Source organism: Lysinibacillus sp. NPDC093190, assembly GCF_050280425.1.
Taxonomy (GTDB): domain Bacteria; phylum Bacillota; class Bacilli; order Bacillales_A; family Planococcaceae; genus Lysinibacillus.
In genome coordinates this window covers 41331-63265 of the sequence record NZ_JBNNVG010000029.1, presented here as the reverse complement: position 1 = coordinate 63265, position 21935 = coordinate 41331, and the positions used below count along the sequence as shown (strand labels likewise).

Genomic DNA, 21935 nt, shown 5'->3' with positions numbered 1-21935 from the left:
ACCTGAATTCATTGTACGGCTGGGGTTTTTTTCTTGTCCATAGCTAGAAGCTCTTTAGAACCCCTCGCATAGCAAGGGGTTTTCAAAAGATACAACAATAAAAATATCACGTTCTTAGAACGTGATATAATGACATTATCTGTTTAGTCCATCAAAAAAAGCAGCGCTTTGTTCCCACATTTCTTCATTTTCTTTATCTTGAGCAGCAATATCAACACTAATTATTTTTGATACAGATTCTAATTTAATATATGTTAGAGATGAACCTTCTTCTTTTGCAATCCATCCACCAATTGACTTTGCTGTACCTATAATACTTTCAATTGCTTCTTGTTTAGTGCTAGCTACTACTTCAATGTCTACTTTTTCTCCATCACAGAAAAGTGATACTAAATATTTTTGGTCCACTATTTTCACCTCCTTTCCCTAATCATAAACCAAGAGATGAAATATATGTAATAACTTTTTGCTCTCAAAACCACACCAAACTCTGCCCTCTCATCACATAACATTTTGTCTGTTTGAAGAGTTTTCAAAGCAAAAGAAACAGCCCTACATTGTGCTGTAAGACTCTTCTGATTGCTATATATTAAAGCTGTATGATAGACTACTTCGGCACTTTAAATGTCATAAACAATGGGCTCTAGCGTCTGCGAACGTTACAAAACTATTCTATTCAGTAACATATATACCCAAACGCTTATTCATATACAGAGTATTTTTGTTTTTCCACTCCAACACTTTATCTCTTGGATAACGAGCTGAAACTGCATGACATTTAGGAAAACCATCCATGCGAATTATCTTTTCCACCGTCGGTAATTCACATTGAAATATTTGAGCTATATGCTCTTTCTTCAAGTTTAAAGGTAGAGATAATTCGAACTTCATACATTCTCTACAATCTTCTATCCCCTTTTCATAGGCCTCAATAACTACCTTTTCCACTTTCGTCCTAATTAATTCTAACTCAAGTTCATTTATTTTTATTTCTAAATTAATACTATGTTCCATTTCTTTTTGCATCTTCATAAAATTCGCTCCTTTAGTTAAAATATATTTTCATCAATACCATTAACACTATAATGTCCAATCTTGAAGAAAAGAAAAAGAAGCGGTTAAATAGTTAATCTAAGCCGCTTCATATATGTTATTATATTTATGATTTATTTCAGTTTACCAACTGGATTTTTGAAGCTGTCGTTGCCGCGACGGCTTTTTTCATTTCCTAATGTTCCACCAATCACCTTGCCAATAATCTTCACCTGATGTTCTCGTACTACTTGTATACTTTCACCTAGCAGCAAAATTTGATTTTCGAAGCGGGTAAAGGCACAAATAAAACGTTTTCCTGCCGCTTCAAATACCGCTAAATCCTTTCCGTTGCTTCGAGGCTGTTTTACAGTTGAAACTAGCACCTCATCGCCTTCTAAAAGCCCTAATCCAATACAATCATTCATTACTTCTAATTTGAATTCTGATTCCATTTTGAAAACCTCCCTTAGTTATCTTGTAAAGCTATTTTGACTGTACTAAATAGGTCTCTTAGCAGCGCTTCAGCATGATAAACGTTGTCGCTTACTATTCTGTTGAAAACTCCATAACGATGGTAATCATGAACAATGCCGATTTGCACATCACGCTCATCAACATTACAACGACCGAAAAATTTTTCTTCAACTAGCTGTTGAACATAATGCGCATTTTCTAAAATCTCTAGAATATCTGCTAGTGCATCTACTGTATTTACTAAGCTAAATGTTACTGTTGTTTTTTCCATGTTTTTTAGCTCCTATCTGCTATGTTTTATAGTGTGATTTAATAGTCGTTATTCACTGTTAAATGATCCGATACCTTAGCGAATTGTTGCTACTGCATTCAAAAGTAATTGCTTGTTGCGGTCTGACATAGAACGCCATTCTTTTGCTGTGACTTTCATTGCCTCACCCCTTTCTAATCCCAATAAATTAATAAACTACATGCACGGATCCATCTTCACCGATTTGAACCGGTTGCCCATCAACATCATCAAAATAAATATAACCGCCCCAGTAGCCATCGAATTGTCTTTCTCTACTCCCAAGGTTATAAAGACCACCATAGCGCTTTTGAAAATAAGCACGCGCCTCAGTCACATTTGAGAAGTGAGGAAAATTCGCTTCATCTTCTCGCTTAATCATAAAACCAAAGTATGTCATAGTGTTTCACCTCTCTTCCCTGCAGCATGTCGGTTATTTCTAGTTCATTCACCGACTAACCACTTACGAAATTTCCAAACACTTACTAAAAGTTCAATTTCATGAACTTATAATACACTTTATTGAATCATCAGTCAACATATCAATGAATTAAAAGTTTATTTTCATGAACTTTTAGTATATAATAATAAATGAACGGAGGTATTTCCTATGCCATTTGATTACAAACCATTTTTTAAAACACTTATAGACAAAGAAGTGACAAGGGAACAAACAAAAAAGGATTTACAACTTTCTCCTGCCACTATGGCTAAACTCGCTAAAGGTGAAAATGTATCTATGTCCGTATTAGATAAATTATGCAAGTATTTGGATTGCGAAATAGAAGATATTATCTCGCATGTGAAGGAATCAAAATAACAATACAAAAAAGCATCTACTCTCCTGGAGCGGATGCTTTTTGTATTGAGCGATCGTTAAATTATTAAAACCTCATTCGAAGCCACTAACGACTTCGAAAATTTCGAAGCGGTGAAACTTAGTTTGATGAAAGTTCAACCATCTGATTTTTTCATCTCTATGGGCCATTTGCATATCCGCTAACAATATCTAACGACTAGGAATTAGAGATTAGTACAACTTTACTCTAAGAAGAATGGCATTCACGAATTTCTTCATGCCTAAATTTAGGCACTCCTCGATGAGTATTAAGAAGAGCTTGCATGAAATTTAATGCAGTATTATATAGAAAAGGAGGGTCAAATTTGACCCTCCTTTCGCACACCTGCCCGTGTGATTTTATATTCCCCATTCATGGGTTACTATGTATTCTATCGTTTCCACCGTAGGCTTGTAAATCCAGAACCGTTTTCCTTTAGGACCTCTTCGACGTTGATATTGTCTCACTCTTGGATCATGAAGAAAACAATCATCTAAATATGATTTACTCATACAAGTTAAACGTTCCAACTCATCGATATCACAAAGAATAAGGTCCTGTCGTACATATTCTTCAACCTGTTGTTTGATTTCTTTCTTAATAGTAGTCATGGCCTCATCATCTAGTGTTATCTTAACATCAATATTTTTCATTTCTTAAACAACCCCCATTTCTAACATAAAACATTTTTCTTATGTCCAAAAAATTCAGTTTTTCGTATTATTTTTTATCCACTCAAATACTTCATCTCGTGGATATTTACCAGCAAAAGGTATGAGTCTCGGAAAATCCTTTCTTCTTATAAGTCTGTCAACCGTTGCTGTAGAAACTTGGAAGATTTTCTTTAAATCCTTCTTAGTTAATACTGGCTCGTAATTATACTTTGTTTGTCCGTCTTGTACACCTTTTAAATATGCTTTCTCTATGACTAGTTCTAACTTTCGCTGAAATAACTCAAATTCTAAGGAATCAATTTTTTGTATTTGTTCTTTAATATTCATCTGCAAACAGCACTCCTTTCTTTAATATTTCTGGATCTTCGTTTTTTCTCCAAAATACGTCTTCAGAATTATTAGAATTATACAAGAAATAACAACGTTAGTCGTTAAAAATCATTTATTTGAAACTGATAAATGGAATCGTATCATCTGCCAAATTGTCACCTATGTGCTTTTGCCATCTTTCAGTTTCAACAGATTGTTCACTCCGCATAACCTAAGTTAAATATTCGAGTATTTTTACTGATCTGCTACACGCTCGGACTTCAATTCCTCCATGCGATTGTCTATATAAGATTTCACGCTAACATTTGTTAACATGCGACTTCCTGCTGCCCTTGCAGTTGCTTCCTTCTTAACATTCGGATACGCCTTTAAATAAGCTTCTGTTGCATTTCCTAGTTCAATATAATAATCAGCGAAAGCTTGTTGCTTTACTGTTAACTTTTGATCAATCAATGGCATCACCCCATTATGCTAGTTGCTTTGTAAAATAAAAAAGACGTCAAGTTGACGTCGATAAAATCAATCATATAAAAGTTTTATTGCTTCTAGAGAGCTTGATGCTAATATCTTTTTAACTGTGTTATCAACTGCCTCTTCAACAGTCTTTCCACTTCCAATTGCAATTGGTGTTGGGTAACCTAAGAAATTAACTTGGACACTTACTTTTTTTGAATATGGAACCTTTTCAATCTCAGCATATTCAAAATCATGTCCATATAAATGTATTTGTTTCATTGAATCATCAGTCATTGTCTCACTCCTTTTACCAACATTATAAATTACCTGGAAATGAATTGTAATGTATATTTTGTTCACTAGAGTGAGTACATTGGCCAAGGATAAAAATCGAAACTGCTCGATACACACTTTTCAGCGCAAAATAAAAACACCCCGAAGGATGTTAAGATTTTAATTTTAAAATAATATTTTGTAATTGATAGGTAAATTCCCCTAGTATTTTATTTGTTACCGCTAAGTTATTGTCAGTATCATTTTCAATTTTCTTTAACAAATCTACTGGTAGCAAATCCTCTTTTCTTATGTGAGATTCGTAAATGTCAAGCAAATTCTCTTGATATTTTTTAAATGATTGAGCTTTTTCAAATGATTCTGGAAAGTATTCTGCTTTAATTCTCAGCTTCGCTAATTCAACTAGTAATTCGCCTCTAACAATAGTTTCATCATCTTTCAATCTATTGATACGCACATTGTATTCAGTGCCTTTTCCTATAAGTTCCTGTCTTTTAATGTCTGTTATTCCATCGTTCCTTAACTCTTTTTTTATACTTTCTTGCAGTTCCCAATAGTCTGCAATTCCCCGTATATGATTGAATCTTTTTGAATTTAATTCATTTATCTTCAATAATACTTCTAGTACCTCTTCATTTTGACGAGATAGAAATGTGAAAAACATTCTATTTTTTTCTTTAATATCATTTTCTTCAATTGCCTTTCTTTGTACATCTAACTGCTCTTGATGTTGTTTATTCTGGTTTTTCAGAAGTTCTAAGTGCTGTTTTCTCTGCTCTTCCATTTGCTCCTTTTGTTGTTTATTCTGATTACTTACAATGTATTGAGTTGTTGCAACTACAGCAATCATCCCAATAATACCACCTAAATATGCTCCCCAATAACTAAGCCAACCATCTGTACCTCCTGGTGCAAAACTAAAAAAATCAATAGTCATTAGTCCAGCAAATACTGAAGGTACAACAAATAAGATTACTCCTATCAAGATGTAAACCCATCCAGGAACGAGCTTTTCCTTATGGTTTTGGTTTTGGTTTGGGTTTGGGTTTGGGTTTTCTTTTTGTTTTTCTATCATTTTATCTCCTCCTACTTAAAGCATAAGACAAAAGACTATAAATAGGAATATTTTTCTACAAATTCCACTCTCAAAACCACACCAAACCCCGCCCTCTCAACTCATAGCGTTTTGGCTGTTTGATGCAGTTTTCAAAGCATAATAAAAACATCCTTATTAGGATGTCTTTTCATTTTCATCATATTGCATATTTGTTATTAACGAATTAAAGTAAATTGCTGTTGAACGATATTCAATAGTATTAGTAAACAACTTTGTAGTAAAAAGGACCATAAAGACAATAACCAAGACATTAATTATAAATGTAATAAATGTATCAGAAAGATCTCTAAGCATTCCATAGAGTGATATTATAATACCAATTATCGCTATTAATATTGGAAAATATTTAGATGGATCATTGGATTCTTCAAAATGTTTAGCTCTACCTCTCACTAATAATTGTTCATTTTTATCCATTTTTTTCAAAGCATTTATGTTATCATTAATTGCTTCAATACTTAAAGAAGACCTCCTCGGAAATAAATTATCATCAATAAATTTTTTTAATTCTTTATCCTTTTTTCTGGTAACCTCTATTAAATTACTTATGAAGATTTTTTGCTGAACAATATCTGTTTTTATTGATTCTGTCATTTCATTCACCTCCAACCCAATCATAATCCAGAAGATAAAAATTATGTAACACAAATTTGATACAAAAAGCCTTACCGTGCTAGGTGTAAGGCTCGTCTACTGCGGTAATATTTAATTTAATGTTTTAGCAATAGGAAAAACACTTGAAATATGAGTTTAAGAATTAAAACATTGTTTGGATTAATGTTTTATATAATTTTTCATTAATTTCAATTAAGGATTTTTTTCCGTTAGTAAACTCAATTGCGATAACATGTGTACCTTTATTTTTCGCTGATAATCCAGCTAATAACCCCACAGGACCTAAAAGAGCACCACCAACTAAACCTCTAGTTACACCGCTCACAGCACTCTTCCTATGTTCTTCTGTAATTAACTCATAAGATTCAATTGTACTTTTATTTAGCGGAAATGATTTTGTAAACGATGTATAAAGTAAAACTTCATTTCTTCCTAACATCATATTTTTCCCCTGGTATTCACCAGCAATTACTTTATTTTGAGCCATTTTCATCCCTCCATATTCTTAAATATACATAATTTAGGGTAATTCTACTACACCCATCTTCACATAATCTATTTAGAGTTATTTTTTATCCACTCAAATACCTCATCTCGTGGATACCTCCCTTGAATATAGGGAAAACTCGGAAAACCTGATATATTTTTTAATCGATGTACTACTGAACCACTACATTGAAATATTTCCTTTAAATCGGAATTCGTTAGTACGGGAGGCCATTTATGCTGTTGCTTTCCATATTCTACTCCTTGTAGAAAAGCCTCTTCCGCTACCTGCTCAATTTTTAATTTAACTAATTCTAGTTCGAGTTCAGCTATTTTAACCTCAATATTAACTTGATTTGTATCGTCTTTTTTACCCACAACCATACCACCTTTATTATTTAATTTATCAAATATTTTATAAGAAACACCTACATCAGTCTTATAAAAATAAAGAAGCGGCTAGATCATTTTTTTGATCTAAACCGCTTCTTCTATTTGAGTCCATTTCCAAAATCCTTTTTCGATTTCTTTTTCCACATTTGTTTCAACACATCATCCAATTGCTCTCCCTTTTTTACTTCTTCCTCCATGGTTAGTACTTCATCATTAGTGACTTCAAAATAACCTTTATTACTTTGAGCAGCAGACACTTCATCTAAAATTAAGTTTAAATCCTTACCTTCAGTATCTATACCCTGGCTCTTTGTAAGATTGTCCAAAATAATTTGTTCTAGTCCATTTCGTTCGAAAAGGTACTCACGAAATGAATAAAGCTCACTTCTTAAATGGGCTTTATTCAATATTTTTTTTCGTTTTGTGTATATTACAACTCCTGTTAATTTATGAATTACCTTCATCACTAACATATCTCCAATGGTTTTCGCAGTAAATGTATAACTCTTCGTGAAATCTACGCTTTTACTCAAATTTACATACCACCCTTTTTACTACCATTATAAACCATTTAATACATAGTTTTTAATTAAATTCTGTTGGACCTCCTTCCGCTAACATTTGTGCTGCCTCTTCAGCTTTTTCAGTGAAGCGATCAATAACACCATCAATGTCCATTTCGTTATTGATATGGTTTTCACTTCGAGCATCGATATTGATTTCAGCTATAGTATAACGATCTATTGATTCTCGTTCTGCAATGTCACGAAGGTATTTTAGATCCTCTCCTGAGCCCTCCATCGATTTAGCCATTTTTGCTGTATTGCCAGCTGTTTTAGCACCGTTGCGATTTCCTTTGTCTAACTTATCGCCAAGACCTTTACTAGGACCTGCAGCACCATTCATGGCATTTTTCATTGCATTTTCAATTGCTTTATCAGAATTACTCTTATCGGCATTTTTGTCGCTACCAAACAAATTAGCTCCCCAGTTGTAACCTTTATCATAAGCAGCGCCCAATGACTTCATTTCCATCTTAGGAGCTTCCCAGTAATCAGCAGGAGCTTCACCAACCCAATCTTTCAATGCACCTTTCATGGCATTTAAATCACTTGTTATAGATTCACGGTGTGAAAATTCTGTTCCTGTTTTTAAACCAATCCGAGAAGTTATTCCATCTGGCAACAAATTAATAAACCAATTCCATGCCTGTATAGCTAAATTTACTGCTTTAATAATCGCGTTCACGAAACTAGTGGCAAAACCATCCCAACCTTTTGTCATTGAAATTACCACATCTAATACATTTGTGGCTAAATTGTAAAACAATCGTCTAACAGCGTATGTTTTATTTTTTGAAACATTTGCAAAAAATTCAATAAATGAAGCCCACATATTCCACATATAAGCTACTACGTTATAAACAACCGCACCTAACATCATGAAGAAACCTGCTATTGCACCCGTTGCACTATAAGATGTACCTGCGAAATGATTAATAGTAGCTATAGCAAGATAAAACAGGCTGATTAACAATACTATTCCTACTATTATTAATCCTATAGGATTCGCAGTCATTGCTGCGTTCCATGCCCATTGAGCTGCAGTCATTAACATTGTTGCAGTTCTAGCCAAAGTTAAATAGCCTACAAATGCTAATAGTGCTCCGGCAACACCTAAGATTATTGGACCTAGAAATGCCCAATGATCATAAACGAAGCTTCCTCCAGCTATTAATATATCCATAGCGAATGTAGCAACTATAGCCAAATTCTCAATTGCTAATGTAATATTTTCCATCATTTGTTTTACTTTATCGCTATTAGCCACATCATTAATTTTTTGCAAAATAGGATTAAAAGCTCTGAGTGCCCTGTCTGTCATTACTGTCCAAATACCTGACCAAGTTGCAGGCATCTTACCAAATGCCGCGTTTGTTTCTTCGGCTGCATAAAACATCGCTTTTTTAATGATGTCTGCCGTAATAATACCGTCTGATGCTAGTTTTTTAATGTTAGATGCATCTATATTCATTGCTTCTTTTAGGTATCGTTGAATATTAGCTACAATAGGTTGTGCGTTATCTAGAATGGCGTTTAATTCTTCGCCTTGTAATACTCCGGCTGCCATTGCTTGAGTTAATTGGAGCATAACAGAATCTACTCCTTCTACTGAAGTACCAGCAATCCTAAAAGTTTTATTAATTTGCTCTGCGAATGCTACAATCTCTGTTGTATTACTAAATGCTGCCGATGCCTGCATCCCCAATTTACCTACCATGGCTGCCGTGGATTGATAAGATGTATAAGTTCGTTGTGCAGAATCAAAAATCATTTTTTGTAATTCCGATGTTGTCATAAGCATGCTGTTAATGTTATTAACAGCTTCTGCATTTTTATGATAACCGCTATTCATCAACTCAAGGCGAGCTTGCGTATTAATCATTTCATCTGATAAACCAACAATATTTTTACCCGTTTGAAATGAAAAATATGCTGCGGCTATACCCATGATTTTATTCAATAATCCATCAGCTGCACTAGTGCCATCCCTAATATTATTATTAAATTTCCGTTGACCATTATCAGCATTACGAACTTCGTCTTCAATTCTGCTAAATTCTTCAGCAGCTCTCGCCAACTCTCGCCTTGAAATTTCAATACTAGATGTATCCATCATGTGGCCGGAAGCAATATTCATAGCCTCCATCTGATTGACCATCATCGAAATAGAATTATGCATAGCACGCACAGGTCGGCTCAATTGGTCTTGGATTTGAATTGCTGTACGGATTGTTGCCATGAAATTCACTCCTCTCTCATACACCGCTCCATTTTGTGATACGATAATTGATTCTTTATAATCTTTCTGATTTTTTTAACCAACTTGATAGCCTCAATCTTGGGATATCCTTTCATCATAGAGGTACTTTGGCAGAGTCGATTCACACTAATTTGAACTTCCTTAAAGCCTTTCATTGCTTCTTTATACTTTTCCTCATATTCGTCATATATTCGATCGTATGTGACTTTATCAGAAGCAGTTTGTAACGCTACTTTATAATCTTCATGTGTTAGTTGAAACTGTTTCGCTGTTTCTTGTACTGTGTCTAATAAATGTTCTATTGTTTGAAGAATATGCATATATTACATCTCCTTAATTAGATTTAATAAACAAAAAAGGACAACAAACAAAAGCACTTTCCGTGCCATACTTGTTTGTTGCCCTCGATTTTTTCGATAGACAAAATCTTTATTCTCTTAACTATTATACCTCAAAATAGAATAGATTCCTTGCAATTTATACGAGAAACTTTATTATCCTGAGTGATAATTTCCATCGTTCCAAACTGTTGCAATGACTTAATTTTCGCTTTTCCGTCTGAAAAAACAATCACACAAGGACTCTTTAGTTTTTCGTTTGGAATATACAACGCTCCATTAGCATCTATTTTTAACGACTCCATTTACTTCACGTCCTCTTTAAGTAGTTTCATGAAATTCGTCACCCTTCACCATTTATAGCTCCCACTGATCTTTTAATTTGGTTAGAAGCTTCATCTTGCTACCATCATCACCGCATACATCAGGATGAAACTTCTTGGATGCCATTCTATAGATTTCATGCAACATCTTCTTTTCATCATCTGTGTAGTTACTTTGTGAAGTTATATAGTAACTACTATCATCACCCGAATAGTTACTGTAGTTACGTTTGAAACTTTCCTCGTAACTACGTCTTGTATATTCGTCACGTATTTTTTTGTCAGCAATTACTTTTTCTAAGTATTCGGGATTCCTCAATTCGCCAAACACGTCATAGCAATATCTATATGTGTCTTCACCGTATAAATCCTCGAAAGCCTTTTGTACTTTTCTATGGGTTTCTAATATTGCATCTTGCTTCTTCTTAACTCGATATTCTTCTGTTTGTTGAAAGTCCGATTCAATTTGTTCTATTAGTGGTTCCAACTTAGCGTTAATCATTTCATGAAAGGCATCTTCGTCAATGCCCATTTCATTTAATTTCTCCTCTAAAGCACGACTAATATAATGATCGCCGTACCAGGAATCTATGAAATCATAGTAGCCCATTGTGCAAATAACCCATTGTTTCTTTTTAACTTTGCCATTCTCTCGGTAGCTGTGATGAATACTAATTTTATATGCATCTAATACAGGCCTTTCAAAACGTTCATCGCTATATGTGTAACCGTATGATGTTTTCGGCTCTTCACCAACGAAGCCGAATTTTGTTTCAGTGACAATGATTTCTTTTCGTGTGCCATACAGATCCGGCTTCTTCTTTTGTATTTTCTGAATAACACAAAACATGTACCTTACTCCTTTCTGTGTAGTTACTTTCCGATTGTATAAAGTACCTACACGACTAATAACACGCTACTGCCTTATGGAAGCGGTCTTTTATCGTAAATCTATTCCCATAGTTCTGTAACGCTTTTTCAGATAATTCCACACGGCCATACTGTTTTTCTTTTTCTCGCCGCTTCTTAATCTCCTCATCAAATGATCCATCACGATCCCAGTAATCTGAAAACAGCTCTTCATCATCCATCGCCTCTATCTGTGCATCCCATTCAGTTACCGAAATTTCAGCATCTTCATTTATTTGCTCACGCTTTATAACATAGTTCAAGCACTCTCTCAGCGTTTTAAATACATCGGGGTATAAATCAACAGGATTTGCTTTCCAATCCTCATACTGCGCTCGCTCGTCATCATAGAGAAGGGAAACTGCTTCTTCCAATACTTCAACACGCTTTTTTACTTTTTCCATGCGCTGATTACGTTTTTCATAAAGCTCTACCAGGTAACTAGCATAATCTTCAACGTGACAAGCCAATTTGTAGATACGGCCACTACCATAATCGAAACCTGTTATCGTCGGAGCAATACCTTCATAAGCTTCTTGACGCTCTGCATGATATACTCGTTCGATTTCTTCTAATTCTTGTTGTGCATGTAAGTACGTCCAAAATTGGCTGTCTGTTAGCATGCTATCACCCTTTCATTCGTTGTTCTCTAACTTTTAAGCGCTCTGCCATACTCAGCCACCTTTCAACTTCTATGCCAGCTGAATTGGCTTTCTGTACGCATAGAATCTTATACAATTTTTTATAAGCTATTCCCTCTAAGGCTTGAAGATTATGAATAGCTCTTTTAGGTTCAACATGAGCGTATTCATAGAGAATCTGAGCTGTGAGTTCCACCGGCACATTCTCAACTCTATGAGCTAGGATAAGCTCATCCTTAAACCTCAATTCATCCCAGCAACTTGTTAGAATATCCTGAGCCTTTTCAATCACCTCAATAGCAGCAGATATTTTATAACGCTTTACCTCACCTTTTGGCATGGTCTCCGCTTCTTTTAGTGATTCATAAGCAGCTGGTATTTGCTTTTTGAAAAGGCGTTTTAGTTCATCTAAAGTCAATATTTCCACCGCCTTTTAGGTGCTATTTAACTTTCACTCTTTTAAATGGCATTCCTAGCAATTCTTTAGCTTGTTCTCCTTTTTCACCAAGAATAATGAAGCTGTCTCCTTTATTAATCCATTCACCTTCATAGAAGCGGACAGAAACGCCTTTGTGAAAGGCATGCAAAATAAGTTCATCACCAACTATTTCTTGAGCAAATAGCAATTTAGTGCATTCCGTGCTTTTTTGCATTCTCATTGCCATATTTTGAATGACGGTTTCCTTTGTTACCTACTGCCACTGTATTACCTCTTACAAAGCGCCCTCGTTCGTCTCTTTGGCGTTGCATAGTATCACCTCATTCACGGTGTTCGTTCGGGAAAAAATCTGAGTAAAACAAAGTCACATCTTTACATAGAAAACGTTATCAAAAGCTATCATTTATAAAATGAACCTTAGCATTTCTTAGCATCCTTAATACGAAAAAATGTTAGCAAAAGTTAGCATGGTTGCATTCTAGGTGCACACTATTTATGTTTGAATTCATGTATTTGTTTGTTTTTATCACATATTAATAAGTTTACTGCCTGTTATTGCACATACTTTTCATACACTTTCTTACTGACTGATAAATCTAGTCGGAATTTCTCTTTTGCGATCATTAAATCAACTGTATCGGCTAAGATTGGCTCTCGTTCAATTAACATCTCAGGTGTCATCTGATTTTTCTTTAAAGATTTCACGTGTCCATGACGACTAGAAACTGCTTTGTTAGCAATTGTGTTTGCTTTTATAAAGCTCACCGTTGTTGGTTCTAGCAATGATTGTTGCAACTTAGCCATTGTTTCCTTTTGATGCACTTTGTCTAGCATCCTAAAGATTTGAAAACCTTCTAACCCTGACGACTGGCGAAGTGTTTTAACTACTTCAAATAGCCAATCTTCAAATGCTTCTGCTTCAGGTCTTTGTGAACGAGTTATAGCTTTGTAAATCCCTTGTTCGGATATTGCTGTAAACTTACCATTTCCCTTATTTTTACCAACAGTCAATTTGACTGTTTGCAGAAATTTACTTTTGATATGTCTAACCATTGCTTGAGAATCTACGTAACCAAGGGCATCTGCAATATCTTTAGCAATCCCCCACCACTCACCTTCAATTTCCACGAAACGAATTTCATAATCGAGCCAATTCTCTGTTTTGATTTTCACTAGATTACTCCTCCTTTCATTTTTTAAACATTGCAACCGTCGCATGAAAAGGTTGCATCCTTTTTCGTTTGGTATGCACACTTTGGGATGCGTACTTTTTCTATTCTGCAACATGGTAGTACTACGAAGAATTGTCGTAGTTGATTGGAGTACTGCAATGAAGCGCTCCGTAAAATATCAGTTTTCACCAAGCTCTGACACCACATATACCTTACGTTCTCTCACTATCTGTTCCGTTTGGGAAGCGAATTGAGTTCCGTTTTGGAACGTTGCAACCTTAACATTTCTCTACATGCCCAATGCAATGAAAAGCGTAATTTTTCTTGGCTTTTGTAGCCTTTCAAAAGGAACGTTGTTTGTTTTGTAACGAACGTTACCATTCATCGAACCGTTGCATTTCTTCCAACTTCTCATAATCTCGATGCGCTAGTGAAACAGCCAATTTCAAATATTGTTCCTGGTATTCAGTATCCGGAAAATACTTAATCAATTCAGCGCATCGGCATACTGCTACGTTGCCTACCCAGTTTTCTTTTGCTGCTACTCTTCTAACAGTTTGATAAGGTACCTCAAAGAGATTAGAAACATCCTTTAACGATGTACGGCTATTCTGTTGTGAGCGTGCGTAATATTCCCTCATCCAATCCCAATCGAATTTAAGATTCAAAATAGACACTCCTTCACAACATTTTTGTTATAGTGTTTCATTTGAAATTATGTTGTACTACATTAAAAATACGCCCTGCCAAATTATCGACTATGAGATTTACTACAAAGGAGAGATTTAATTATGAACTCAATAATCACCGTTTCTATTGATAAAGCTGAAATGGAACGTCTTGTACAGAAAGAAATCCGAACACAGATTCAAGAAATCAATGCAGAACTAATCTTTTGGGATTTAAAAGAGTTATGCCGTCGAACATGTATGAGCAGACCATTCGTTCTCGATCAATTCTTTTATCATCCAGATTTCCCAAAATTCAAAATTGGGTCAAAGTGGCTTATGCCAGCAAAGGAAACTGAAGCCTTTTTGTTGGACTGGATAAAGAAACAAGCACGTAGTTAATAGTGAATGCCGATAAATGCCAACATTTCGACAGCATTTAAAGTTTGTTAAGCGTTTCTTTATGTTTCGTTAGGTTTTTATGAACGAACGCACAAAATCGCTCTATCAAGTTCCTGCGTGTTCTTATGCTATATCTCCGCCGAATGTTTCTGTTACTTCCGCTTTTCGCAGTTCCTCATAATAGATTCGTTCGTGTTCAGTTAATGCAGATCGTTTTTTATAAAACTGAATGAGCTTTATAACTTGATATATTGCACGTTCCTTATAAATCACTTTTAAGTCACTGGCCCATATTACGAGTGCCTTGTCTTTTCTACTATGGCGTGCACTTGACCATAGACGGACCGCTAACTCTTTTTCATCTATGTTACTTCTCACATTGCGACTGAAATAGTGAGAGACTTTTGCTATATTATTACGTCCATTTGCTTTTAATATTGGGCGTACATCTTCTACAAAAACTTTGTATAATGCTTCAACTTTTACTTTATCCATGTAGTTCCGCTCCTTTACTACGTTTTTAGGGAGATTCAAATTTGACACACGTCGTTTCAGGACTAACATCTCTATCCTTTCAACGCGGCTCGAACATGATAATAAAGATGGTTGTATATCCAGTTACCACTTAATTGCCTATCATTTAAAAAGGTTGTAGAGAAGCTGTAGCGTGCCTCAAACGTTTTGATTCGTGCTAGTAATGCTTTTGCATTGTATTGGCTTCTATAGTTACCGTGTACTAAGTCCGAGTAACTACTTTCAACCAAAAGCGTAAAGTTTGACTTTTGAGATCGAATCAACTCATGTTCGAATCGTTCCTCTTTGATGCTGCTGGCTAATTCGTCAATGCTGTTCTTACGTTCCACAGTGAATGGAAAGTAGGTGTCTCGGTATATACCCAGCTCGAAATTTTGCGGAATCATAGCACTATAATCCCCTGTATCTAGCTTTATAGCTGTATATGGGATATTATTGACTTGAAGAAAGTTTATAATATGCTGATTCACTTGCTCCCTCGTATCAATGAGTATCATCATTGACGAGAGGAGCTTTTTTAGTTCTGTGTCTGTGTACTTGAATTTAGTGATCATTTATAGCTCACCTTCATTCCCTTGATACTCGTTAAATTCATAGCCCATGCTAAAGCCCTGTAAAAAAGCACCCTTTTCCGCTTCCCTTACATTTTGCACCATCAAAGCTACTAATCTGTCATTATCCTCACGACTCAAAGGTAAAGCTTTTAAGAATGCACTTAATTCGTTCGCTGTCTGTATAAAAGCCTCTGTACGTTTAATTTCAATAAACACGTTATCTAAATCAGGAAAATTTATTACGTCCCCCATGTTCCTACCATCCTTTCCAATAGTGTTTAAACAGCCCTAGAAAAGGTTTCAAATTCAGGACAAGTATTAATGTCCACTAGCTTGCTGTTTGCTTCTAATGCACGTTAACCACTCATAGCTTTTAGACTTTGCTTCTTCCATTCGTTCAACATATTCAATATATGGCTACTAAGTTTGGTTGGCGTTTCTTCCAGCTGAGCTGTTTCTTGTAATGCTTTCATGATAGATTCGTAATCGTACATCATGAGCCAACCTGAGATTTCTTTATAAACATTTTCATCAACAGTATCGAAAGTGAACTGGATTGATTTTTCGATGCTAGCTATCTGTTCTGAGCGGGTACGAGTGTTTAAAGATTGTTTTTCTAATACATTTGAATCTACTGGAGAATGGACCGACTGACCGACGACTGTTTTTTCTTTTTTCTTTTCTTCTTTTTCTCTACCTACGCTATTAGTAATACTAGGGTCGTGAAAAGAGTCTTTAAAAGATGTCGTCGGTCTGTCTTTTTTAGTACTTAGTTTGTCAGTCTTTATTTCATCAGTACTTTGTTTATCAATAATTGGTACATCAATACTTTGTTTATTTAATACTTGGTTAATATCAGTACTTAGTAGCCCTTCCTTTTGTACATCTACAAAAACTACATCTACGTTTTGTACTTCTACCTTTTCTACTTGTACATTACCTACTTGTACGTTTTGTACTTCTACCTTTTGGGCAAGTACGGGTGGTTCTAAGGTTTGTGACACCTCATAAACAACGGTGACCCATTTAGTAATTTTTCTATTTTCATAAACAGGAAATTTTTTTAGGTATCCATGTTCTTGTAATTCTTTAAATCCTGCTCTTAATGATTTTTCACCGTCTGTCGAATGTGTCTGTAATTCGTCCATATAAAACACCCAATCGTCAGGTCTTGAAAGCATCATCGTTAACAACCCTTTCGCCTTCAAACTCAAACGAATATCAAATATGTAACCATTGTTAACGACTGTGTAATTTTTATCTTTTTCCACTCTATTAATGTATGGCGGTTCCAACATCACACCCCCTGCCTATTCATTAGTTACTGTACTACTTAAAAAATCGCTTCTGCAGCTCCCTTCATTGCTTCAATGATTTTCTTATGTGTAGCTATATAAAGCTCCTTTTCATGTAAGTAAGCTGCAATTTCATCCTTATTTTGTGCTAACCAATAACCCGAATGATTCCCATTCTTGACACTCACAACTGGTAGACCCTTAGTTCTCAAATTGTATATAAGCTGGTGAAAATAGCGGCGATCCTTAATCATTAATCGCTCCATAATTTGTGAACCTGTTAAACTCTCTGAATCTCTTAAACCCTCTAATATGCGATAGACACGTAATTCGTCATTTGTTAGATTTTCATACATTTCCTTTGACCTCCATTCTTCTTTAACTATTCCTGTACACACGTCCGCCAAGACTTTTTATATTTGTTTTATCACCAAGAATTCGTTATTTCACTTATTACTTCAAAAGCTTGTCTATACGGCCACCAGCGCTTGCGGTTCTTCTTAATCTCAATAGCTCGCATACGCACATCACAAGTAATTACATCCTCTAACCACCGCTTCGACATACATGTTAGCTCAGCCATTTTATCCAAATCTATCAGCCACAGAGTCTCTCTAATTTCCTCGTCAAGTCGCTTTTCGATGTACTGACGAACTGCTATTTTATCGATGTTCACTTCAATTTGTGCTGGTAACAATTAAACAACCTCCTTTGGAATTACAATTAAATCATTTGGAGTACATTTAAAATAATTACAAAGTAAAGTAATTGTTTTTATATCCATACGAGTAGTTTTTTCATGATAAATGCTAGCAATTGTATTTCGTGATATTCCTGTTGCCCCTGAAAGTTGTGTAATATTTATGTGTTTCTGAGCCATTAACAAACGCAAATTATTTTTCATCCATACCCCTCCTTTGATCTCTCGAAAATAAAATGACAACCAAACTAAACATTTTAACAACACATAAAACGACACGTAATCAAAATGATAACTTTACTTGTCATTATGCTTTTAACGAATTCTACCATACGAATTATAAATATACAAGTTTGATTGTCGAATAGATAAGTTAACTTGTCATTTTGCTGAATTATTGATATATTTTCATTAAGAAAGGTGGTTATATAAATGATAAGAAACCGTTTAGCTGCTTTAATGGGGGAAAGGGGATTAAAAATAACGCGGGTAGCGAAAGATACCGGAATATCAAGAAACACAATTACTTCGATCGCTCAAAATGATAGTGAAATGATACGCATGGAAACTATAAATACCTTATGTAAATACCTCGGTGTTACTCCTTGTGAATTTTATGAATACGAACCTATTGATATAGATTTTTCTGTTTTTCTAAATAGCTTTAATTACTATTTAGAAACTGAATTTATCTACTCTTATATTAGTGTCAGTAGTATAGATATTGAGGTAATTTTAGATGTAGATAAATCGCCTCAAAAACAAAGTATCGATTTAAAATGTTCGCTGGTTATGTCTAAAAAATTTGCATTAGAAGAACCAGATACACCTATTCAAATAAAAATTGATTTCGAAAACGATTCAGAGAAAAATAGTTTTATTTACGAGACTTATAACAAAATAAATAGTTCATTCCGCCAAGACATTTATAAAAAATTTACTGATGTCTTAGAAAGTGAACTGAAAGAAAAAGTATTGCAAGAATTGGGCAACACTGCATTCGACATTAATCAAAAACAATTTCTTGAAAAAGGGATAAAGAACAATTTTAGTATTGAATTACTTTCTGATGTGTTTAAAAAGTTTTAATATTATTTGTAAAAACAATCAATAAAATCACTCACCTATTCCTGTACACACGCCGCCAAGCATGAAAGGAATGGACAAGGTGAAGTTATATAAATCAGCAAAAGAACCTGAAATATATCACTATTTCAATACGAATAAAGAAAAACTATGGATGTTTCGGCATAAGTATTATGATGCTGCTGGGAAGCGGAGAGAAAAGAAGAAAAGTGGCTTTAAAACAGAAAAAGCAGCATTGAAAGCCCTGTTGGAAGTGAAGGCTGCAACGCTGCGTGGTGAAACTAAACATATAGAAAATGATAACCTAACTGTCGGACAATGGCTAGATATATGGTATGAAGCCAATCAAAAAAAATGGAAAATCGCGTCACAGAAACAACGTGAAATGGCTATTCGTTTACAAATGAAGCCATTAATCGGTCATTTTAAACTACATCAACTAACAAAAGCGATCTATCAAAAACATTACATTAATGAATTAGAAAAGAAATATAAACCTAGTACTGTCAGATTACTTCACGATTTATTTAAAATTGCTATCAATGCAGCGGTAGAAGAAGAAATCCTAACACGGAATAAATTTCATGGTACTGTCTTGCCTTCTCTAAGAGGAAAAGAAGCAGATAAAAATTATCTTACACCTGAGCAGTTAAGTTTATTACTAAATCATATCAAGCATCACGAAAATATTGCCTATTACAGTTTATTTTTAACGATTGCTTATACTGGAATGCGTAAAGGTGAGGCATTGGGACTTCAATGGCGGAATATCGACTTTACCAATCAAACGATTACCATTGAGCGTCATAGAGGTAGTAATGGTGTAGACTCCACGAAAACAAAGAATAGTGAGCGTACCATAAAAATAGATGAAGTTGTTTTGCAGCAGTTGAAGACTTATCGAAAAGCTGTTAAAGTGCTGTTGCTGTCGCATGGTCGGAAATTACATGACGATATTACGAAAGATGATTCCTTTATTTTTATATCACCTAATACTATCGAACCTTTTGCTTCTACAGGATTAAATGCCACTTTTAACCGTATTGTAGCAGCAGTTGGGTTGCCAGCTACCACTATACACGGCTTACGGCACACACATGCTACAATTTTGATGAATAATGATATTCCTGTGAAAGCCATTGCCGAACGATTGGGGAATACGCCCGAAATAATCCATACAACATACGGGCATGTTTTGAGAGAGATGGAAGATAAAATTATCGACATATTTGACCGTGCTATTGGAAATGGGGCTAAAAGTGGGGCTAGCTCATAGCTAACCCCCTCTCAAACCGCATTATATAGGCATTAACATAGCCTTTAAGATTCTAGTACATTTAAAATAGCATCAAGATCGTTGACAGCAATATCTAGGCGTTCCTTTGCCTCAATATTTTGCTGTTTTAATTGACTAAACTCTAGCAAATTTTTCTCATGCTTTAACTTGATAGAAGACAAGCGTTCAATTCGCGATTCAACCTTTTCAATTGCTTGCTCACAAACTCCTGTCCATATCTTTTCTGAATGCTGCATTTCAGTTGTTGATGGGTTGTGGTGACGCATAATTCGTGCATATACTACTTCAATTTGTTCAATTAGTTCAGAATAAAAATGTCGCTCAACACGAGTTGTTTGGAATGTTGGGTGCTCTACCTCTTTTGCATATGGGGTAATTTGACGTAGCAGCTTTCCAGCATTTTCTCCGAAACCATGTGATAAATTCAATACATTCATTAACTGTAAAAGTAAACGAATTTCTTCTAGATTAATAAGCTGTAAATCGATGCTTTCCTTTACCTTTAAGGATTCCATATAGCGTCGATCAAAGTGCTCAATTTCTCCATTGCGTTGTTCTACTAAATGATCACCTGCATTGTCTTTTAAGCTTTTAATATAGCGAATTGCATGGCTTTTTAGCTCTTCCATCGATAGCAAGTTGTCATTGTCTTGTTGTGGCTTTCCTCGTTGAACATACGCAAATGCATCCATTTTTTTGGGCCATTGTGCTGTTGGGGTTTCTTCTAAGACATTATAGCGTATATAAATTCCGTGCATTCCATATCCTCCAAGTCCATTAAACAAGTATCTCTAAAGAGATTAAATCGAATTCGCCATTTTTTCAAGTAAAAAACTTTTTAAGATTGAAAATCCTTCTTTTGAACAGTAATTCAAAAATCCTGAATAGTAGATACCATTCAGGATTGCCTCATTTTTTATCATGATAAAAATTTTATCATTTTACCCTCTGACAAGCTTTGTTCGTATTCGGTTTGAAACATACTCCACAACTAAAATAAGCAAAATTAGTCCCAATAAAATAGCTCCTACCTCTGACCACTTATAGGCATTCATAGCAAAAATAAGTGGTGCTCCTATTCCGCCAGCCCCAACTAGGCCGAGTACTGTTGCATCACGCAAATTCATATCAAAACGGTAGATCACAATAGATAAAAATAATGCCGTCAGCTGTGGCCATATTCCAAATCGGATCTTCTCCATTAATGTGCAGCCGATAGCCTCCATTGACTCTAGTACACTTTTATCTAAGTCCTCAATTACATCTACATATAGCTTTGATAGCATTCCGATAGACGTCAATGACATTGTTAACACACCAGCAAATGGGCCAGGGCCTGTTACTCTGATAAACATAAGTCCGTAAACGATTGCTGGAATAGTGCGAATGATGATTAACAACAAACGAACTACAAATGCAATTGGTTTTGGCATAATATTTGAAGCTGATAAAAAGGCCAAAGGTATTGCCAACAATGCACCTACAATCGTACCGAGAAAGGCAATTGCCATTGTTTCGATTAATAAATAAGGGATACCACCAGTGGACACATTAAAAATTAATGACCAATCAGGATTTAGAAGTCCTACAAATATGTTTCTAGCAATCTTCGCACCATTTAACGATACATTTTCAAAATGAATTGTTGACACAGACCATACAAATAATATACTTAAAATAAAGATGGTCATGATGTATGACATGCGGCGATTTGGTTGTAATTGTAATTGCTTGTCGATTGCATTCATAGCA

37 protein-coding genes are annotated in these 21935 nt (G+C 35.0%); 4 read left to right on the top strand and 33 right to left on the bottom strand.

Going from position 1 to position 21935, the window contains the following annotated elements; genetic code table 11:
• Nucleotides 1-135: 135 nt before the first annotated feature.
• The 5 genes from ACQKOF_RS19910 to ACQKOF_RS19890 all read right to left on the bottom strand — a co-directional run bounded on the left by ACQKOF_RS19910 (nucleotide 136) and on the right by ACQKOF_RS19890 (nucleotide 2198).
• A complete protein-coding gene (locus ACQKOF_RS19910; RefSeq protein ID WP_427560793.1) occupies nucleotides 136-408 on the bottom strand; it encodes a hypothetical protein in 273 nt (90 codons plus the stop codon).
• A 264-nt stretch (nucleotides 409-672) separates the two neighbouring features.
• Nucleotides 673-1032, bottom strand: coding sequence for a hypothetical protein (locus ACQKOF_RS19905; RefSeq protein WP_427560790.1), 360 nt, complete (start codon nucleotides 1030-1032; stop codon nucleotides 673-675).
• 134 nt (nucleotides 1033-1166) lie between these two features.
• Nucleotides 1167-1487: a S24 family peptidase gene (locus ACQKOF_RS19900; protein ID WP_427560787.1), complete on the bottom strand. Its 321-nt coding sequence runs from the start codon at nucleotides 1485-1487 to the stop codon at nucleotides 1167-1169.
• A 14-nt stretch (nucleotides 1488-1501) separates the two neighbouring features.
• Nucleotides 1502-1780, bottom strand: a complete 279-nt coding sequence (locus ACQKOF_RS19895; protein WP_337989379.1) for a hypothetical protein — start codon at nucleotides 1778-1780, stop codon at nucleotides 1502-1504.
• Between the two features lie 187 nt (nucleotides 1781-1967).
• Nucleotides 1968-2198, bottom strand: coding sequence for a hypothetical protein (locus tag ACQKOF_RS19890; RefSeq protein WP_427560784.1), 231 nt, complete (start codon nucleotides 2196-2198; stop codon nucleotides 1968-1970).
• 210 nt (nucleotides 2199-2408) lie between these two features.
• Between ACQKOF_RS19890 and ACQKOF_RS19885 the strand changes: the two genes are divergently transcribed.
• Nucleotides 2409-2618 carry a helix-turn-helix domain-containing protein gene (locus ACQKOF_RS19885; RefSeq protein ID WP_427560781.1) on the top strand — a complete coding sequence of 70 codons (210 nt, stop codon included), beginning with the start codon at nucleotides 2409-2411 and terminating at the stop codon, nucleotides 2616-2618.
• Nucleotides 2619-2996: 378 nt separating this feature from the next.
• On the opposite strand, the gene ACQKOF_RS19880 is transcribed toward ACQKOF_RS19885, so the two are convergent.
• From ACQKOF_RS19880 to ACQKOF_RS19790, 19 genes are all read right to left on the bottom strand, one after another.
• Complete coding sequence (locus ACQKOF_RS19880; RefSeq protein WP_427560778.1) at nucleotides 2997-3290, bottom strand: hypothetical protein; 294 nt, start codon at nucleotides 3288-3290, stop codon at nucleotides 2997-2999.
• Between the two features lie 54 nt (nucleotides 3291-3344).
• Nucleotides 3345-3644 carry a helix-turn-helix transcriptional regulator gene (locus ACQKOF_RS19875; protein ID WP_427560775.1) on the bottom strand — a complete coding sequence of 100 codons (300 nt, stop codon included), beginning with the start codon at nucleotides 3642-3644 and terminating at the stop codon, nucleotides 3345-3347.
• Nucleotides 3645-3875: 231 nt separating this feature from the next.
• On the bottom strand, nucleotides 3876-4094 hold the full coding sequence (locus ACQKOF_RS19870) for a terminase small subunit (protein ID WP_427560772.1): 219 nt from the start codon (nucleotides 4092-4094) through the stop codon (nucleotides 3876-3878).
• Nucleotides 4095-4160: 66 nt separating this feature from the next.
• The gene (locus ACQKOF_RS19865) at nucleotides 4161-4391 is read right to left on the bottom strand and encodes a hypothetical protein (RefSeq protein ID WP_427560770.1); all 231 of its coding nucleotides are present in this window, start codon (nucleotides 4389-4391) and stop codon (nucleotides 4161-4163) included.
• A 151-nt stretch (nucleotides 4392-4542) separates the two neighbouring features.
• The gene (locus tag ACQKOF_RS19860; RefSeq protein WP_427560767.1) at nucleotides 4543-5466 is read right to left on the bottom strand and encodes a hypothetical protein; all 924 of its coding nucleotides are present in this window, start codon (nucleotides 5464-5466) and stop codon (nucleotides 4543-4545) included.
• A gap of 156 nt (nucleotides 5467-5622) precedes the next feature.
• Entirely contained in the window at nucleotides 5623-6102 is a 480-nt protein-coding gene (locus ACQKOF_RS19855; RefSeq protein WP_427560765.1) for a hypothetical protein, read from the bottom strand.
• 163 nt (nucleotides 6103-6265) lie between these two features.
• Nucleotides 6266-6610, bottom strand: a complete 345-nt coding sequence (locus ACQKOF_RS19850) for a hypothetical protein (protein ID WP_427560763.1) — start codon at nucleotides 6608-6610, stop codon at nucleotides 6266-6268.
• Between the two features lie 68 nt (nucleotides 6611-6678).
• A complete protein-coding gene (locus ACQKOF_RS19845) occupies nucleotides 6679-6987 on the bottom strand; it encodes a hypothetical protein (protein WP_427560761.1) in 309 nt (102 codons plus the stop codon).
• A 113-nt stretch (nucleotides 6988-7100) separates the two neighbouring features.
• Nucleotides 7101-7535, bottom strand: coding sequence for a hypothetical protein (locus ACQKOF_RS19840; RefSeq protein ID WP_427560759.1), 435 nt, complete (start codon nucleotides 7533-7535; stop codon nucleotides 7101-7103).
• A gap of 52 nt (nucleotides 7536-7587) precedes the next feature.
• Nucleotides 7588-9804 carry a tape measure protein gene (locus tag ACQKOF_RS19835; protein ID WP_427560757.1) on the bottom strand — a complete coding sequence of 739 codons (2217 nt, stop codon included), beginning with the start codon at nucleotides 9802-9804 and terminating at the stop codon, nucleotides 7588-7590.
• 5 nt (nucleotides 9805-9809) lie between these two features.
• On the bottom strand, nucleotides 9810-10145 hold the full coding sequence (locus ACQKOF_RS19830) for a hypothetical protein (RefSeq protein WP_427560755.1): 336 nt from the start codon (nucleotides 10143-10145) through the stop codon (nucleotides 9810-9812).
• Between the two features lie 131 nt (nucleotides 10146-10276).
• Entirely contained in the window at nucleotides 10277-10468 is a 192-nt protein-coding gene (locus tag ACQKOF_RS19825) for an XtrA/YqaO family protein (protein ID WP_427560752.1), read from the bottom strand.
• Nucleotides 10469-10520: 52 nt separating this feature from the next.
• Nucleotides 10521-11336 (bottom strand): hypothetical protein, encoded by an 816-nt coding sequence (locus ACQKOF_RS19820; protein WP_427560750.1) that lies wholly within the window; start codon nucleotides 11334-11336, stop codon nucleotides 10521-10523.
• Nucleotides 11337-11391: 55 nt separating this feature from the next.
• A complete protein-coding gene (locus ACQKOF_RS19815; RefSeq protein ID WP_427560748.1) occupies nucleotides 11392-12018 on the bottom strand; it encodes a hypothetical protein in 627 nt (208 codons plus the stop codon).
• 4 nt (nucleotides 12019-12022) lie between these two features.
• Nucleotides 12023-12454 (bottom strand): hypothetical protein, encoded by a 432-nt coding sequence (locus ACQKOF_RS19810; RefSeq protein WP_427560746.1) that lies wholly within the window; start codon nucleotides 12452-12454, stop codon nucleotides 12023-12025.
• Between the two features lie 22 nt (nucleotides 12455-12476).
• Nucleotides 12477-12662 carry a hypothetical protein gene (locus tag ACQKOF_RS19805; protein WP_427560743.1) on the bottom strand — a complete coding sequence of 62 codons (186 nt, stop codon included), beginning with the start codon at nucleotides 12660-12662 and terminating at the stop codon, nucleotides 12477-12479.
• Nucleotide 12663: 1 nt separating this feature from the next.
• Nucleotides 12664-12786 (bottom strand): hypothetical protein, encoded by a 123-nt coding sequence (locus ACQKOF_RS19800; RefSeq protein WP_427560741.1) that lies wholly within the window; start codon nucleotides 12784-12786, stop codon nucleotides 12664-12666.
• Between the two features lie 241 nt (nucleotides 12787-13027).
• A complete protein-coding gene (locus ACQKOF_RS19795) occupies nucleotides 13028-13648 on the bottom strand; it encodes a BRO-N domain-containing protein (RefSeq protein WP_427560738.1) in 621 nt (206 codons plus the stop codon).
• Nucleotides 13649-14021: 373 nt separating this feature from the next.
• Nucleotides 14022-14315 (bottom strand): hypothetical protein, encoded by a 294-nt coding sequence (locus tag ACQKOF_RS19790; protein WP_008179092.1) that lies wholly within the window; start codon nucleotides 14313-14315, stop codon nucleotides 14022-14024.
• A 123-nt stretch (nucleotides 14316-14438) separates the two neighbouring features.
• Here ACQKOF_RS19790 and ACQKOF_RS19785 point away from each other — a divergent pair, with 123 nt between their 5' ends.
• The gene (locus tag ACQKOF_RS19785) at nucleotides 14439-14717 is read left to right on the top strand and encodes a group-specific protein (RefSeq protein ID WP_427560735.1); all 279 of its coding nucleotides are present in this window, start codon (nucleotides 14439-14441) and stop codon (nucleotides 14715-14717) included.
• Nucleotides 14718-14840: 123 nt separating this feature from the next.
• Here ACQKOF_RS19785 and ACQKOF_RS19780 read toward each other — a convergent pair whose 3' ends face one another.
• From ACQKOF_RS19780 to ACQKOF_RS19750, 7 genes are all read right to left on the bottom strand, one after another.
• Nucleotides 14841-15212, bottom strand: coding sequence for a hypothetical protein (locus ACQKOF_RS19780; protein WP_427560732.1), 372 nt, complete (start codon nucleotides 15210-15212; stop codon nucleotides 14841-14843).
• A gap of 71 nt (nucleotides 15213-15283) precedes the next feature.
• A complete protein-coding gene (locus ACQKOF_RS19775) occupies nucleotides 15284-15805 on the bottom strand; it encodes an ERCC4 domain-containing protein (protein WP_427560730.1) in 522 nt (173 codons plus the stop codon).
• Complete coding sequence (locus ACQKOF_RS19770) at nucleotides 15806-16057, bottom strand: hypothetical protein (protein ID WP_427560729.1); 252 nt, start codon at nucleotides 16055-16057, stop codon at nucleotides 15806-15808. It abuts the gene before it with no gap.
• Nucleotides 16058-16161: 104 nt separating this feature from the next.
• Nucleotides 16162-17100 carry a hypothetical protein gene (locus ACQKOF_RS19765; protein WP_427560726.1) on the bottom strand — a complete coding sequence of 313 codons (939 nt, stop codon included), beginning with the start codon at nucleotides 17098-17100 and terminating at the stop codon, nucleotides 16162-16164.
• A gap of 38 nt (nucleotides 17101-17138) precedes the next feature.
• On the bottom strand, nucleotides 17139-17456 hold the full coding sequence (locus ACQKOF_RS19760) for a hypothetical protein (RefSeq protein WP_427560723.1): 318 nt from the start codon (nucleotides 17454-17456) through the stop codon (nucleotides 17139-17141).
• Nucleotides 17457-17527: 71 nt separating this feature from the next.
• The gene (locus ACQKOF_RS19755; RefSeq protein WP_427560721.1) at nucleotides 17528-17797 is read right to left on the bottom strand and encodes a hypothetical protein; all 270 of its coding nucleotides are present in this window, start codon (nucleotides 17795-17797) and stop codon (nucleotides 17528-17530) included.
• Entirely contained in the window at nucleotides 17798-18004 is a 207-nt protein-coding gene (locus ACQKOF_RS19750) for a helix-turn-helix domain-containing protein (protein WP_375199981.1), read from the bottom strand.
• Nucleotides 18005-18232: 228 nt separating this feature from the next.
• Between ACQKOF_RS19750 and ACQKOF_RS19745 the strand changes: the two genes are divergently transcribed.
• Both ACQKOF_RS19745 and ACQKOF_RS19740 read left to right on the top strand, forming a co-directional pair.
• On the top strand, nucleotides 18233-18889 hold the full coding sequence (locus ACQKOF_RS19745) for a helix-turn-helix domain-containing protein (protein WP_427560716.1): 657 nt from the start codon (nucleotides 18233-18235) through the stop codon (nucleotides 18887-18889).
• A gap of 70 nt (nucleotides 18890-18959) precedes the next feature.
• Nucleotides 18960-20162, top strand: a complete 1203-nt coding sequence (locus tag ACQKOF_RS19740) for a tyrosine-type recombinase/integrase (protein WP_427560713.1) — start codon at nucleotides 18960-18962, stop codon at nucleotides 20160-20162.
• 44 nt (nucleotides 20163-20206) lie between these two features.
• Here ACQKOF_RS19740 and ACQKOF_RS19735 read toward each other — a convergent pair whose 3' ends face one another.
• Complete coding sequence (locus tag ACQKOF_RS19735) at nucleotides 20207-20941, bottom strand: hypothetical protein (protein ID WP_427560710.1); 735 nt, start codon at nucleotides 20939-20941, stop codon at nucleotides 20207-20209.
• A gap of 183 nt (nucleotides 20942-21124) precedes the next feature.
• Nucleotides 21125-21931: a phosphonate ABC transporter, permease protein PhnE gene (gene phnE, locus ACQKOF_RS19730; protein ID WP_427560707.1), complete on the bottom strand. Its 807-nt coding sequence runs from the start codon at nucleotides 21929-21931 to the stop codon at nucleotides 21125-21127.
• Nucleotides 21932-21935 lie beyond the last annotated feature (4 nt).